Source organism: Segatella asaccharophila (assembly GCF_054687055.1).
In genome coordinates this window covers 134582-149501 of sequence record NZ_BAACAN010000002.1, presented here as the reverse complement: position 1 = coordinate 149501, position 14920 = coordinate 134582, and the positions used below count along the sequence as shown (strand labels likewise).

Sequence of the window (14920 nt, the reverse complement as noted above, 5' to 3'; positions counted from 1 at the left end):
AGCATCAGGGATACGAATTCTTTTCTATTAGAGGTACATAGTGAAATATACACCGATATTTAAAAAATCATTACTGCTGCTCAGTCTGCTGGCGGTTACCCAGACTCTCCCCGCACAATACCTGGACGGGAATACACGAGCATGGGGGAAGATCAATTATGAGGATGATCCCTGGGTGTTCAATGTCTCGCGTCCGAATCTGATTACAAGAGGACTACTTGACCGGCATATCTCACTGTGGGCTTCACATGGCAGATACTATGACAATAACCGGGACCGATGGGTATGGCAGCGGCCTAACCTCTTCTGCACCACGGAGGATCTGTTCACCCAGACCATCGTGATCCCCTTTCTCATTCCGATGCTCCAAAATGCCGGAGCAACGGTTTTCTCGCCTCGGGAACGTGACTGGCAGACACATGAAGTGATCGTAGACAATGATGACTCCATCCATCTCCCCTATTATAAGGAGATCAATGACGGGAAGGACTGGAAGACCTGTGACTCCGTAGGCTTTGCCTATCATGGGGAGATCCTGCATGATGGAGACAACCCTTTCCGAAGGGGAACACTACGGCAAATCAAGACGACCAGGAAGAAACATTACAGCGAAGTTGACTATCAGCCTAACATCCCTGAAACGGGCAGATATGCCGTTTATGTAAGCTATCAGACCCTCCCGAACAGCGTGAAAGATGCTCATTATATCGTTTATCACAAGGGGCAGTCTACAACGTTCACGGTCAACCAGAGAATGGGAGGCGGAACGTGGGTATACTTAGGCACCTTCCGTTTCGACCAGGGGTGCTCGCCGGCAAACCGGGTAGTCGTGACGAACCAGGCTTCTAAAAAGGGTATTGTCACTACCGATGCCGTACGCTTCGGTGGCGGAATGGGAAATATTGCCCGTGGCGGAATGGTTTCCGGTCTGCCCCGTTGCCTGGAAGGGGCACGCTATGCTGCACAGTGGAGTGGTGCACCCTATTCTGTATACAGCAGTAGAAAGGGAACCGACGATTATGCTGATGATATTAATGCAAGGTCACTGATGACCAACTGGTTAGGTGGCGGCAGTGTCTACATGCCTACGCTGGAAGGTAAGAATGTGCCCATCGAATTATCCCTGGCCATACACAGTGATGCAGGGTTCGCTCCTGACGGGAGAAGTCTGGTGGGCAGCCTAGCCGTGTGCACAACTGACTTTAATGACGGTATGCTGAGTTCCGGCATCTCCCGGCAAACGTCCAAGGATTTTGCCAGGGCTCTTCTGAATAATGTCACGACGGACATCACTGCAAAATACCACCAGTGGAACAAGCGCTATCTCTGGGACCGCAACTATTCAGAAACGCGCATTCCGGAAGTTCCGTCAGCTATCCTGGAAACTCTTTCCCATCAGAATTTCCCAGATGTCAAACTTGCACAGGATCCCATGTTCAAGTTTACGTTGGCCCGCTCCATCTATAAGACCATCCTCCGCTTTATCAGCACCAACCATGGGCAGGACTATACCGTAGAGCCTCTTCCTCCGACCAACTTTTCAGTAATCCTGAAAGATAAAGGCAAAGCGGTGCTGTCCTGGAATGGCCAGCGTGACCCACAGGAACCGACAGCCGTTCCTTCTTCCTATAATGTCTATGTGGCAAAAGGGCAGGGAGGATTCGACAATGGCACGAATATCCGGACAAATGCCTGTGAAATCCCGCTGCTGCCCAATATCCCCTATCGCTTTAAGATTACAGCTTGCAACGCCGGTGGAGAAAGTTTCCCTTCGGAAATCCTGTCGGCTTTATACTGCCCGAAGGCCAAGGGTACCCTGCTGATCATCAACGGCTTTGACCGGCTGGCCTCACCGCAGGTGATTGACAATGATTCCCTCCAGGGATTTGACATGAGCGCAGATCCGGGGGTGAGCTATGGGCTTACCGCAGGATGGAATGGCCTTCAGCAATGTTTCGATCGCTCCCGGATCGGCAAAGAAGGACCGGGCGGACTCGGGTACGGCGGGGATGAGATGGCCGGGCATTTCGTAGAAGGAAATGATTTCGACTACCCCTTCTGCCATACAGAGGCCATTGCCGGAAGTGGCAAATATCAGGTGGCAAGTTGTTCGGAGGAATCTGTCCAGAGCGGAAAAGTGAAATTAGAGAACTATGCCATTGTAGACCTCATACTGGGCCTGGAAAAATTCGACGGTTATACGCCAGAATTCTATAAGACCTTCCCTTATTCCTTTCGCCCACTCCTGCACCATTACCTCCTTCAGGGCGGGAGCCTTCTGGTCAGCGGCTCTTATATAGGGTCAGATATGACTGGAGCCGATGAGAAGGAGTGGTTACGGGACAACTTGAAGATCGTTGACCAGGCGGACAGTGCCGCAGATATTCAGGAGACCGTCAACGGACTGGGAATGGAATTTGGGTTCTGGCACCGCCTCAACGACAAGCATTATGCCGCGACCCATCCGGACATCCTCTCTCCCACCGGAAGCGCCATCTGCGCCATGCAATACAGTGACGGCAGCCCAGCTGCCGTGGCCTATCAGGGCAATGATTACAAGTGCTTCACCATGGGCTTCCCCTTTGAATGTATCAAGAATGACCATGACCGCACCAGGATCATGCAGGGCATCCTGAACTATCTAAAACCATTGCATCCTGAGGGGCTCCCTGTTTCAAGCCCTCCCCGGGAGCACAAACGACAAAATGATTCATTAAGAAAATAACATCAATAATTATTAAATTAACAACTATGCATAAGATTCAAGCCAATCCTTCAGGGACTCGCAGCATTGAAGTCAGCGATGCCCACTTGAAAACAATAGAAAAGTACCAACTGTTACGGAATCTCGTTGACAGCAATGGAATTGTAAATGAAGATGTCCTGGATAAATTGAGATATAATATCCGCTCCCTGCTCGAATCAGAAGCCGGCAAGGACAAGAATCTCCTCGACCTTTGCCTTGACGTCGTCTACAACAACAACATGAAAGCCTTCGGACTCCAGAAACTGGTCGATCTGTATAAAAACTGGGAAACAAAACAGCAAACTTCCTGCGAAGACCCGCTGGATGTAACTGATTAAACAGACAAAAGAATTGGCTTATCAATTGACCGACTTCCTTCCGACAACCCGGAAGGAATGTGAATTGAGGGGATGGGATCAACTCGACGTGATCATCTTCTCAGGGGATGCTTACGTTGACCACCCGTCATTCGGACAGGCGGTCATCGGCCGCAGCCTGGAGGCAGCAGGTTATAAGGTAGCCATCGTACCCCAGCCCGACTGGCACGGCGACTACCGGGATTTCAAGAAACTGGGACGGCCGAGACTGTGCTTTGCGATTTCTCCAGGTGTCATGGATTCCATGGTGAACAAGTACACTGCGGGGAAACGGTTACGGTCCCAGGATGAGTACAGCCCTGACGGGCGCCATGACTGCAGACCTGAATATCCCACCATCGTCTACACCAGGATCCTCAAGCAACTTTTTCCGGATGTTCCTGTGGTCCTCGGAGGTGTGGAAGCCAGCATGAGAAGGCTCACCCATTATGACTATTGGCAGGACCATCTGCGGAAATGTATTCTCTGTGATTCCGGCGCTGACCTTATCCTGTATGGGATGGGACCGAAATCAATCATCGAGTTCTGCCATCAACTAGAGGATGGACGGCCGGTAAGATCCATCCATGACATCCCTCAGACCGTTTATCTGGCCCGTAAGGAGGATATTGACGGAGGGATTACGGATGAGGACATCGTGCTCCACTCCCATGAAGAGTGCCTGCGTTCAAAAAAGGCGGAAGCGGAGAACTATAAATATATCGAGGAGGCCGCCAACATGAAGCATGCCCACCGTCTGCTTCAGGGAGTCGACGGGGTCTATGCCGTGGTCAACCCTCCCTATCCTACGCTGACGACACCCGAACTGGATGCGTGTTTTGACCTGCCCTACACACGGCTGCCCCATCCGAAATACCGCGGAAAGGTCATCCCTGCTTACGAGATGATCAAGTTTTCCGTGAATATCCACCAGGGATGCTTCGGAGGATGCGCCTTCTGCACGATCTCTGCCCACCAGGGCAAATTTGTAGTGTGCAGGAGCAAGAAAAGCATCATGAGAGAAGTTGAACAAGTGGTACATTCGCCCGGATTCAAGGGATATATTTCTGACCTGGGAGGCCCTTCGGCCAACATGTACGGGATGCACGGCCGGAATGAGAAAGCTTGTGAGCACTGCAAACGCCCCTCGTGTATCAATCCTCAGATCTGCCCGAATTTGATTACAGACCATTCCAGGCTCCTGGATATTTACCACTCTGTGGATGCGTTACCAGAAGTCAAGAAGAGTTTTATCAGCAGTGGTATACGGTATGACCTGCTGCTCCATCAGAGCAAGGATGAAAAGGCCAATGAGTCCACCAGGCAATATACCCGGGAACTGATCACCAGGCATGTCAGCGGCCGGCTGAAAGTAGCACCGGAGCATACCTCTCCTCATGTTCTGAAACTCATGAGGAAACCGGATTTCAGTGAATTTTATGATTTCAAGCGGATTTTTGACCAGATCAATAAAGAAGCTGGACTCCGGGAACAACTGATCCCCTACTTCATCAGTTCGCATCCCGGATGTCATGAAGCGGACATGGCAGAACTAGCCGTCATCACCAAAGACTTGAACTTCCATCTGGAACAGGTGCAGGATTTCACGCCGACGCCGATGACGATCGCTACAGAAATGTGGTATACCGGATATGATCCGTATACCCTTGAACCGGTATATTCGGCAAAGACCCAGAATGAAAAGAAAGCCCAGCGGCAGTTTTTCTTCTGGTACCTGCCGGAGGAACGCCGCAATATAGAGCATGAGCTGCGCCGTATCGGCCGTGCAGACCTCATCGATCGTCTCTATCCTAAGGGGACCTATTCCCCCCAGGGCAAACCCTGCCATGTTCATTTCAATGACAGGCCCGTGGGCGGAGGATTCGAATGGAAAAAAGACCGTTCAAGAACGGATCAGGAGCACACCCATACCGGAGACCATCCCCGGCAGAACGGGAACGCGAAGAACTTCCGGACGACGAGGGAGAGCAGCAACCGTGCAGACCGCAGAGGGGAACGTATGACCAGGACAACGGCCAGGGGAGAAAATCATCATGAATATACTGGAAAGCAGAATAACAGGAAAGGAAAGTCAGGAAACTTGCGAAGATGGAATCGTGACCACCGATGATTTCATCGGTGTCATTGACGGCAGCACAAGCAAAACAGACTCACGCATCTCGGGGAAAGAAAGAAACGGACGCTACTGTATGCTCCTCATCTCTGACTTTCTCCGCCGTCTCCCCCGTGAAACTACAGTGGATGAGTTCTGTGACGGGGTAACAGAAGTGATCAGAGGTCACTATTCCAGGGAAAGCATGGATCATCTTTCCGCTCATCCTGAAGACAGGATGACCGCAAGTGTTATCCTCTACAGCCGGTCACGAAATGAAATATGGATGATCGGTGACTGCCAGGGGATCATCAACCGCAGACTCCTGGAAAACAGCAAACCGGAAGAGAAGGAAATCGCCGGCAAACGGGTCTCGCTGATCCTTCACGGCCTGTCTCCGGAAGAGGCAAGGAAGGCCATCATCCCCGACTTGATCAAGGCGATGAGAGAAGGACAGAACAAGACTTATGCCGTCATTGACGGTTTCCCTGTTTACCGGAAGGGGATCATCGTCATCCCTTGTCCCTGTTCACCGGATACACAACTGGTGCTGGCCAGTGACGGCTATCCCTTCCTCCGCCCCACGCTGGAAGAAAGTGAACAACTGCTGGCACGCCAACTGGAGCAAGACCCGCAAAATCTCCGGACCTTCCTGGCAACCAAAGGGCTGAAGGCAGGCAACAAGAGCTTTGATGACCGTGCATATATCCGCTTCCGCCCGTAACCTGCCTGCCAGAGATGCAAGCCTCAACGGAAACGGTTCCGATGACGGGAACGATGAGGGGTCATGATGCCAAAGCCACCCGGACTGAATCCTTTGCCACGGGCAACCCCACGGTATTCTGACCATCTGCTCCGTATCCGGTTCACATAATCAACCGTTTCATCCCCTCTCATATATCCGTGTTTGACCACAGGATCATTATAAAACTGAGGCATGGTCAGGTTCAGGACAAACTCAGATACATTTCCCCAGCTATAAGGATTCCGCCCGAACTTGGAAGCCAGCGCCATGGCATCGCGGATATGCTGGTATCCCCCATTATAACTGGCCAGCACATAATAGCAGCGCTCGGCCGGATCAGGAATATCACTGAAACGTCCGCCCAATTCAGCCATATATTTTGCCGCAGCAGCCACATTAGCCTCAGGATCATGCAACTGCCCCATATCCAGCCCCAGGTGAGAGGCCGTCGAAGGCATGATCTGCATAAGTCCTTCAGCCCCCGCCCAGGAATGGGCATTAGGGTCAAAGCAACTCTCCTGATAGCACTGTGCCGCCATCAGCCGCCAGTCGATCCTGGCCATAGGAGCAAACATCTGGAAGTAGCCGTCATAGCGGGATATGATCCCCGCAGTAGGGTTGAGCATTGGAGAATAGACATGACGGACGATGCTCCGCGTGCTCAACAGGAAATTTTCCTCCCTTTTCGTTTTCGCAATCATCTCCGGTTTGAACCAATGGTTAAGTGAATCCGCCAGTTCCTTGTTGTCCTTGTTCACGGCCCACTGTGTCTTTGCCGAATCCATGCTCACTCCGCAAAAGAGAAGGTCTTTCTTTATTTTCTCCGGCAAGTTCCGGCTCAGGGGAACGGCGATGACATCACCATTGCCCTCAGCCAACTGGCGGATCATGTCTGTCGTATCCTTGCACACCTCGACCCGGAGGGAGACACCGAGATTCTGGGCGAACTGATCACACAGGAGATACTGGAGTCCCATACCTTTCCCCTGATAATCATAATAAGATTCAGGACCGGAAAGAGTAAGCATAATCATCTCGCCATTGTTCATGATGTCATCCAGTGAAAACCTTCTGCCCGGTGACGTCTCGGCACTCGTCCCGCTCCCTCCTACGACAGTCCCCCACGGAGTGATCTCTGGAGCCTGCCTGTTTGAACAGCCTGCCAGCAGGAATAGTGGAAATATAATCAATAAAATTTTTTTCATCATGCAAATCCGGTACAAAAATACAAATATTGTTGCAAATATGAACAAAAAAAGGTACTTTTGCATGAATTATATCAGAAAGTTAAACATGTTACGAATAGCTGTTCAATCAAAGGGTCGTTTATTCGACGACACGATGAACCTGCTCAAAGAGGCAGATATCAGAGTTACTGCATCCAAACGGATTCTTCTTGTCCAGGCAAATAATTTCCCCTTGGAAGTACTTTATCTAAGGGATGACGACATTCCTGAAAGTGTAGCGGACGGTGTGGCCGACATCGGCATCGTCGGAGAAAACGAATTTGTAGAAAGAAAAGAAAGGGCTCAGATCATATCCCGTCTGGGATTCAGCAAATGCCGCCTGAGTCTGGCCATCCCCAAAGAGGTCCATTACACCGGACTGCAATGGTTTGATGGCCGCAGGATTGCTACATCCTATCCGAATATTCTTCGTTCATTCCTGAAGAAGAACAATATCAGTGCCGACATTCACGTCATCACAGGTTCCGTAGAAATCAGTCCGGGGATCGGGCTGACCGACGCGATCTTTGATATTGTCAGTTCGGGTTCCACGCTGATGAGCAATAACCTGAAAGAGGTGGAAGTGGTCATGAAAAGTGAAGCGGTACTGATCGGGAACCGGAACATGGATGAAGAGAAACACAAGATCCTGGACGAAATGCTCTTCCGCTTCGCGGCCGTAAGGTCGGCACAAGGGAAGAAATACGTGATGATGAACTGTCCGAAAGAGAAGGTAGGTGCCATCACGAAAGTCCTACCCGGCATCAAAAGTCCGACGATCATCCCATTAGCTGACGAGGGATGGTGCTCTATCCACACCGTCCTCGACGAAGAGAGATTCTGGGAAATTATCGGTAAGTTAAAAGAATTAGGGGCTCAGGGCATACTGGTGACTCCGATAGAGAAAATGATACTTTAAGCATAATGAATATTATCAAATATCCCGCACGGGATTCCTGGGAAGAGATCGTCAAACGTCCCCACCTGGATGTTTCCCAACTGAATGCAACGGTCCGCGAGGTCCTGCAGGAGGTCAAAGAAAATGGTGACGAAGCGGTAAAACGCTATGAAGAGAAATTTGACCATGTCCTTCTCAAACAGTTGGCAGTTACGGAAGAAGAGAAGAAGGAAGCGGTGAAACATTGCTCGAAAGAATTAATGGATTCCCTGCAACTCGCACATCACAATATTGCCAGATTTCATGAAGCCCAGCAGTTCACCGGCAGCAAGATCGAGACGGCCAAGGGGGTTACCTGTTGGCAGAAAAGCGTGCCGATCGAGAAGGTCGGTCTCTATATTCCCGGAGGAACGGCCCCTCTTTTCTCCACCGTGCTCATGCTGGCCACGCCTGCCGTTATCGCAGGATGCGGGGAAATTATACTCTGTACACCTCCTGACAGGGAGGGAAAAGTGAATCCTGCCATCCTCGCTGCAGCCCAGATCGCAGGAGTGAGCCAGATCTATAAGGCAGGAGGAGTCCAGGCCATCGGCGCCATGGCTTACGGCACAGAGAGCATCCCCAAGGTCTACAAACTCTTCGGGCCTGGAAACCAGTATGTCATGGCTGCCAAGCAACAGGTGAGCCTGCACGACGTGGCCATCGACATGCCGGCCGGCCCGAGTGAGGTGTGTGTCATCGCTGACAAGGACAGTAATCCTGTATTTGTAGCAGCAGACCTCCTGTCTCAGGCTGAACATGGTATTGACTCCCAAGTCATGCTCATCACGGATTCAGAGGCCAACCTGGATAAAATTCAAAAGCAGATAACCACCCAACTTGTCCGACTGCCCAGAAAGGAAATCGCTTCAAAAGCACTTGACAATTCCCATTTCGTCCTTGTCCATGACCTTGACGAGGCCATTGACCTCAGCAATTGCTACGCTCCTGAGCATCTTATCCTGGCAGTCAGCAACTATGACGAACTCGCACGGAAGGTCATCAATGCCGGTTCTGTCTTCCTGGGAGAGTATGCCTGTGAAAGTGCAGGAGACTACGCCAGCGGGACCAATCATACCCTTCCCACACACCGTTATGCCCTGGCTTATAATGGAGTCAACCTGGACAGTTATAACCGTAAGATTACGTTCCAGCACCTTGACCGGCAAGGCATAGAAAGTATCGGAAAAAGTGTGGTATGCATGGCTGAGAATGAACAACTTGAAGCACATGCCAATGCCATGAGACTGAGGATACAGTCCATAAAGAAACAGGAAAGTGACTGATTATGAAGGATTTAAAAGACCTGTGCAGAGAGAATATATGGAATCTTGCGCCTTACTCCAGCGCGCGTAATGAATATGCAGGACATGAAGCTCATGTCTTCCTGGATGCGAACGAGAACCCGTACAATGCACCGTTTAACCGTTATCCGGATCCTCTCCAGCGCAACGTTAAGGAAGCGCTGAGCAAGGTAAAAGGCGTGCCGCCGGAGAACATTTTCCTGGGCAACGGGAGCGATGAGGCGATAGACTTGCCTTACCGTATCTTCTGCAGGCCGGGGAGGGATAATGTCGTCGCCATCGAACCGACCTACGGGATGTACAAGGTATGCGCGGATATCAATGATGTCGAATACCGGCCCGTCCTGCTTGACGAAGACTTTCAGATCACTGCCGGCAAACTCCTTGATGCCTGTGATGAAAACACCAAGTTGATATGGATCTGTTCCCCTAATAATCCAAGTGGAAATTTAATCCGGCGGGATACGATAGAAGGGGTACTGAAAAAATTCCAAGGCATCGTAATCGTCGATGAAGCCTATAGTGATTTCTCGTCAGAGAGTCCTCTCAGGAAGGAACTGGGACAGCACCCCAACCTCATTGTCCTCAATACGATGAGCAAGGCCTGGGGATGCGCAGCTATCCGTATGGGAATGGCCTTTGCCTCCGGGGAAATCATCGGCCTTTTCAATAAGGTAAAATACCCGTATAATGTCAATATGCTGACTCAAAGGCAAGCCCTGGAAGCCTTGAAGGATCCGTTTACCGTGGATAAATGGGTAAAGATCATCCTTCTGGAGCGGGGGAAGATGATGCAGGCGGTCAAGGAACTTTCCATTTGTGAAAAGGTCTATCCCACAGAGGCAAATTTCTTCCTCACACGGATGACAGACGCCCAGTCCATCTATGATTATCTGGTCAGCGATGGGATTATCGTCCGGAACCGCACGAGGGTACGTCTTTGCGGCAACTGCCTCAGGATCACGATCGGCAAAAAGAGCGAGAACCAGGAACTGCTGGCTGCACTCCGGAAATATGCCGAGAAGAAGAATCCCGGCACCCTTCCTCCGAAAGAATAAGAGATCACCTCATTTCCCTCCGTACTGCCAGTAATACCAGTAAGTATTTCCATATGTGTCACGGATGGCAGCCTGCCGCTGGTACGGATTCGGATTCTGGCGTTCCAGGGTCTGATAATCCTGGAAATCAGCATCCATCACGGTAGAATGGTAAACGATCCGTGGCCTTGCACGATGGTGCGTGTAAAGGATGAGCGCTTCCCTGTAATGCTTGGGGATCACGCTGTCCAGATTATAGAACAGCCCGATGGTAGCGGCAAACGCATCCAGATTCTTATCCATCAGATAGGCTGTAAGGAGATAGTCTCCCGCGGCCTTCTTTGCGGAATGATGCCTGAAAGAGAAATTCAGGTAATGCAGGGGGGACATATACTGGACATAGAGCTTCCCCAGCCATAAGTAAACGGAATCCTGAGGATACATCATGCATTTCACACTCCTGTCATTGGGCAGCATGGCCTCACTTCCTCCTGTCACCGGTACCTCAAACATTTTTTCGCCCAATTTCCCTTCATGGGAAAGGGCTATAGCCCTGAGAAAAGTCAAACTGCTGTCCGCCTCGTCAATCCCTTCGGTAGCCTTCACGGCTCCCCTCCAGTCTCCTTTGATCAGGCAGGACTCGGCACGCATCCGGTGATGAAACACCTCATTGTTATTACTGAAAAAACCTACGCAAAGCATCATCGCCACCATCTCCAGCAGGTTCGTCCAGGTCAACTGGGAAAAAATCCCCGTAGAATTCATGTCCGGTTCAATGGTCTGGAATCCCCTGGCAAACATCACACACAGGACATACAGGATCAGGACTAAGGGGAACACCCATATCCAGGCCCCGAAAGAAAAGCCCTGGTCAATGTGGGGGCTGACATCCGTTATGAAGATCAACAGGAGGAACGACGGCAAGTAGGTTAAGGCGTGGGTCCGCTTCCTCAGTCGTGCAACGGCGAAAACGCCGACCTGGACAAGATATAATATACCGGTGATGAGGATCGCTCCCAATATCCGATTATAGTGTGTTCGTCCCCCAGAAAGTACATGCTGCTCTACTGCCAGGATGTCATTCTGATAGAAGAACAGATAACAGAAAGTGAAAACCATGAAAACAATAGTACAGATCACCATCATGATCACTGTGCTATTTTTACTCCTTCTCATCATCTAAATATTTATAGCAATTGATCACATTTTCTTAAGCACCAGCGCAGAACGGGAAGGGATATACAGTTTCAGCCATTCCTTATTCTGACTGGCATAGAGCGGATCACAACTCGTCAGGTGCTTCATTGCATCATCATTCCGCCCATCGCCCCCGAAGGCCTGACTGTCCGTGTCAAGCACCACCTGATAGTCCCCCTTGGGAACCAGGAAACCATAGTCAGTGAAAGAACGCGTGGGAGAGAAATTAAAGACGAAGAGCAGGTCTCCTCTCATAAAAGCCAGGATCTGATCTTTGTCCTGATGCCAGATTTCTTTCACGGGGGTCCGGATAAAATCAGGCTCCCCCTTTACCACCTCCAGCATCTCCCGGTCAAAATCACCCAGGTAATGATAGTATAAACCCTGGTCATCCACGAGATGCCATTGCCTGCGGGCATACTTATAGCTCCAGCCATTACCTTCACGGGGGAAGTCAATCCATTCCGGATGTCCGAACTCATTCCCCATAAAATTCAGATAACCGCCATTCATGGCTGAAAGGGTCACCAGACGGATCATCTTATGAAGCGCAATGCCCCGGTGTACCGTTTCATTCTCGTCACCAATCCGGAAATGCCAGTACATGTCCGCATCGATCAGACGAAAGATAATGGTCTTATCCCCCACGAGAGCCTGGTCATGGGATTCACAATAAGAGATGGTCCGCTCATCCGAGCGGCGGTTCTTCACCTCCCAGAAAATACTGCTCGGTTTCCAGTCTTCATCGCGTTTCTCCTTGATGATCTTGATCCAGAAATCAGGAATATTCATGGCCAGCCGGTAATCGAAGCCATAGCCGCCGTCCTCAAACTTTGCGGCAAGGCCGGGCATGCCGCTGACCTCTTCGGCAATCGTAATGGCATGAGGGTTAACCTCATGGATCAATTGATTGGCCATCATCAGGTAGCAGATGGCGTTATCATCCTCATGGCCGTTAAAATAGTCACCATAATTCGTGAAGGCCTCTCCCAGTCCATGATTGTAATATAACATTGAGGTCACGCCGTCAAAGCGGAAACCGTCAAAATGAAATTCTTCCAGCCAGTATCTGCAGTTGCTCAACAGGAAATGAATGACATCATCCTTCCCATAATCAAAGCACAGGCTATCCCATGCCGGGTGCTCATGACGGTCGCCGGGATAAAAATACTGATCCGGATCACCCGCCAGATTTCCCAGTCCCTCGACTTCATTCTTGACCGCATGGGAGTGTATGATGTCCATGATTACGGCCAGTCCCGCCTGATGAGCCGCGTCTATCAGCGCCTTCAACTCCTCAGGTGTGCCGAAGCGCGAACTGGGAGCAAAGAAACTGCTCACATGGTATCCGAAACTCCCGTAGTAAGGATGTTCCTGAATGGCCATGATCTGAAGGCAGTTATAACCATCCTTGATGATTCTCGGAAGGACATTATCCTTGAATTCCGTATAGGTGCCCACCTTTTCTGCATCCTGGGACATCCCTATATGACATTCATAGATCAACAAAGGAGAAGTTGTAGGTATGAATTTTTTCTTCTTCCACACATAGCGGCGCGGATGCCATACCTGTGCGGAAAATATTTTTGTCTGGTCGTCCTGGACGACCCGTTGTGCCCAGGCGGGGATCCGCTCTCCTTCCCCTCCGTCCCAGTACACATGCATCTTATACAACTGGCCATGGCTGACGGCATTCTCAGGAAGATGAAGTTCCCAGTTTCCGGTTCCCTCAAGACGGGTGCAGCGATAAGCATCCGTCTCCTTCCATCCATTGAAATCGCCCACCAGGCAGATGCCCGTTGCATGAGGAGCCCACTCACGGAACACCCAGCCGTCAGCAGACTTATGGAGTCCATAATAGTCATAACCGTCAGCAAAGTCGCGGAGCGACATCCGGCCGTCCTGCGTCAACTGGTTCAGTTTCCATACCGCATGATCGTGTCTTCCACTGATCGCGCCGGCATAAGGTTCCAGATATGGATCATTCTTTATAATTCCCATTTCAGGTTTCTCCGTTTTATTTATCATGATGATTGATTAATTAAGATAATCACATAAAACATTAGTCATGACAGATCAGTTTTCCTTCACCCCATGATGATAGGTTCCCTGAGCCGTTATCTGACCATTACTATTTTTTTCCACGTATTTGCCGTCCTTTTGTCCATTGACATAATTACCTTCAAAGCGTGTTCCATCCTTGTTTACCTCCACAGCCGGTCCATTGGGCTGGCCATCCTTATACACCCCTCTGAAAGTATTACCATTGGCATAGTGGATGAAGACCTCTCCATCCACCTTGCCCTTGCTGAACTGGCCCTCAAACACATCCTTGTTTTTCTTAATCAGTTTGCCGGTCCCGTCCTGGACATCATTTTTCCACTGGCCCGTATACAGGTCACCATTGTTCCACCGCATGGTACCCTGTCCATCCTTCATTCCTTCCTTGAACTGGCCGGTGTACTGGTCACCATCTGAATAGGTGAAGATGCCCTGTCCGGTCCGTTCGCCCTGTACATAATCTCCCTCGTAGCGATCACCATTCTGAAACTTATATACCCCTTTGCCGTTCTGAATATCATTCTGCCAGTCTCCGGTATACACGTCACCGTCGGAATATTTATAGGTTCCCTTTCCGTTGCGCATGTTATCAGCCCACATCCCGTCATAGGTAGAGCCGTCGCCCCAGTTGAAGAACCCCTTGCCTTCCTTCTCGTCATTCTTCCATTGTCCGCGGTAGAACGCTCCCGTAGAGAAGGTGTAGGTTCCCCTTCCCTGGCGCTGGTTATGAACCCAGTCACCATCGTAGCGGTCCCCATTATAGTAATACATGACACCGTGGCCCTGCTGGAAGTTCCGGAACCAGAGGCCTGCATATTTGTTATTATTGGCAAAATAGAAAGTCCCCTTCCCATGCTGCTGGTCCTGGAACCATTGCCCCTCATATTTCTCACCATTGCTGAAGGTGTAGACGCCATACCCCTGGCGCCTGCCCTTGACATACTCCCCTTCATAGGAATCACCGTTCTTGTAGAGGGTGTTCCCTTTTCCATAAGGTTTCCCGCCTGACATCTCACCCTTATACATCCCCCCATCACGGGTCGTACAAGAGCCTAATGTAATCTTCTGAGCACTGATTGCTAACGGAATAAGCACGAATAATAATGTCAGTATCTGAGTTTTAAAGTTCATGGGGAAATGCTTTGATAACATCTACAAAGATAGTTAATTCCCATCTAACTACCAAATTATTTGGAAA

The 14920-nt window shown here is 50.3% G+C and carries 11 protein-coding genes; 7 read left to right on the top strand and 4 right to left on the bottom strand.

The features are described from left to right. Nucleotides 1-40: 40 nt before the first annotated feature. The 4 genes from ACYRYG_RS01930 to ACYRYG_RS01915 are packed head-to-tail and all read left to right on the top strand — an operon-like array spanning nt 41 to nt 5939. Nucleotides 41-2725 (top strand): golvesin C-terminal-like domain-containing protein, encoded by a 2685-nt coding sequence (locus ACYRYG_RS01930; RefSeq protein WP_294075445.1) that lies wholly within the window; start codon nt 41-43, stop codon nt 2723-2725. Between the two features lie 26 nt (nt 2726-2751). After that, entirely contained in the window at nt 2752-3084 is a 333-nt protein-coding gene (locus tag ACYRYG_RS01925; protein ID WP_293416712.1) for a hypothetical protein, read from the top strand. Between the two features lie 13 nt (nt 3085-3097). After that, on the top strand, nt 3098-5233 hold the full coding sequence (locus tag ACYRYG_RS01920) for a YgiQ family radical SAM protein (RefSeq protein ID WP_460197451.1): 2136 nt from the start codon (nt 3098-3100) through the stop codon (nt 5231-5233). Next, nucleotides 5157-5939 carry a hypothetical protein gene (locus ACYRYG_RS01915; protein WP_293416714.1) on the top strand — a complete coding sequence of 261 codons (783 nt, stop codon included), beginning with the start codon at nt 5157-5159 and terminating at the stop codon, nt 5937-5939. Before ACYRYG_RS01920 ends, ACYRYG_RS01915 begins: the two co-directional genes overlap by 77 nt. Nucleotides 5940-5962: 23 nt before the next feature. Here the strand turns inward: ACYRYG_RS01915 and ACYRYG_RS01910 are convergent, their stop codons facing one another. Beyond that, complete coding sequence (locus ACYRYG_RS01910; RefSeq protein WP_293416765.1) at nt 5963-7165, bottom strand: transglycosylase SLT domain-containing protein; 1203 nt, start codon at nt 7163-7165, stop codon at nt 5963-5965. A gap of 88 nt (nt 7166-7253) precedes the next feature. Here ACYRYG_RS01910 and hisG point away from each other — a divergent pair, with 88 nt between their 5' ends. The 3 genes from hisG to hisC are packed head-to-tail and all read left to right on the top strand — an operon-like array spanning nt 7254 to nt 10485. Next, nucleotides 7254-8105 carry an ATP phosphoribosyltransferase gene (gene hisG, locus ACYRYG_RS01905; RefSeq protein ID WP_293416716.1) on the top strand — a complete coding sequence of 284 codons (852 nt, stop codon included), beginning with the start codon at nt 7254-7256 and terminating at the stop codon, nt 8103-8105. Nucleotides 8106-8110: 5 nt separating this feature from the next. Beyond that, a complete protein-coding gene (gene hisD / locus ACYRYG_RS01900; protein ID WP_293416718.1) occupies nt 8111-9409 on the top strand; it encodes a histidinol dehydrogenase in 1299 nt (432 codons plus the stop codon). A 2-nt stretch (nt 9410-9411) separates the two neighbouring features. After that, a complete protein-coding gene (hisC, locus tag ACYRYG_RS01895; protein ID WP_293422500.1) occupies nt 9412-10485 on the top strand; it encodes a histidinol-phosphate transaminase in 1074 nt (357 codons plus the stop codon). A gap of 9 nt (nt 10486-10494) precedes the next feature. Here the strand turns inward: hisC and ACYRYG_RS01890 are convergent, their stop codons facing one another. The 3 genes from ACYRYG_RS01890 to ACYRYG_RS01880 are packed head-to-tail and all read right to left on the bottom strand — an operon-like array spanning nt 10495 to nt 14853. Further along, nucleotides 10495-11640 (bottom strand): DUF6057 family protein, encoded by a 1146-nt coding sequence (locus ACYRYG_RS01890; protein ID WP_460197449.1) that lies wholly within the window; start codon nt 11638-11640, stop codon nt 10495-10497. A 24-nt stretch (nt 11641-11664) separates the two neighbouring features. Next, nucleotides 11665-13689 (bottom strand): alpha amylase C-terminal domain-containing protein, encoded by a 2025-nt coding sequence (locus ACYRYG_RS01885; protein ID WP_460197447.1) that lies wholly within the window; start codon nt 13687-13689, stop codon nt 11665-11667. A gap of 48 nt (nt 13690-13737) precedes the next feature. Next, nucleotides 13738-14853, bottom strand: coding sequence for a phosphatidylinositol-4-phosphate 5-kinase (locus ACYRYG_RS01880; protein ID WP_293416726.1), 1116 nt, complete (start codon nt 14851-14853; stop codon nt 13738-13740). Between the last annotated feature and the right edge of the window lie 67 nt (nt 14854-14920).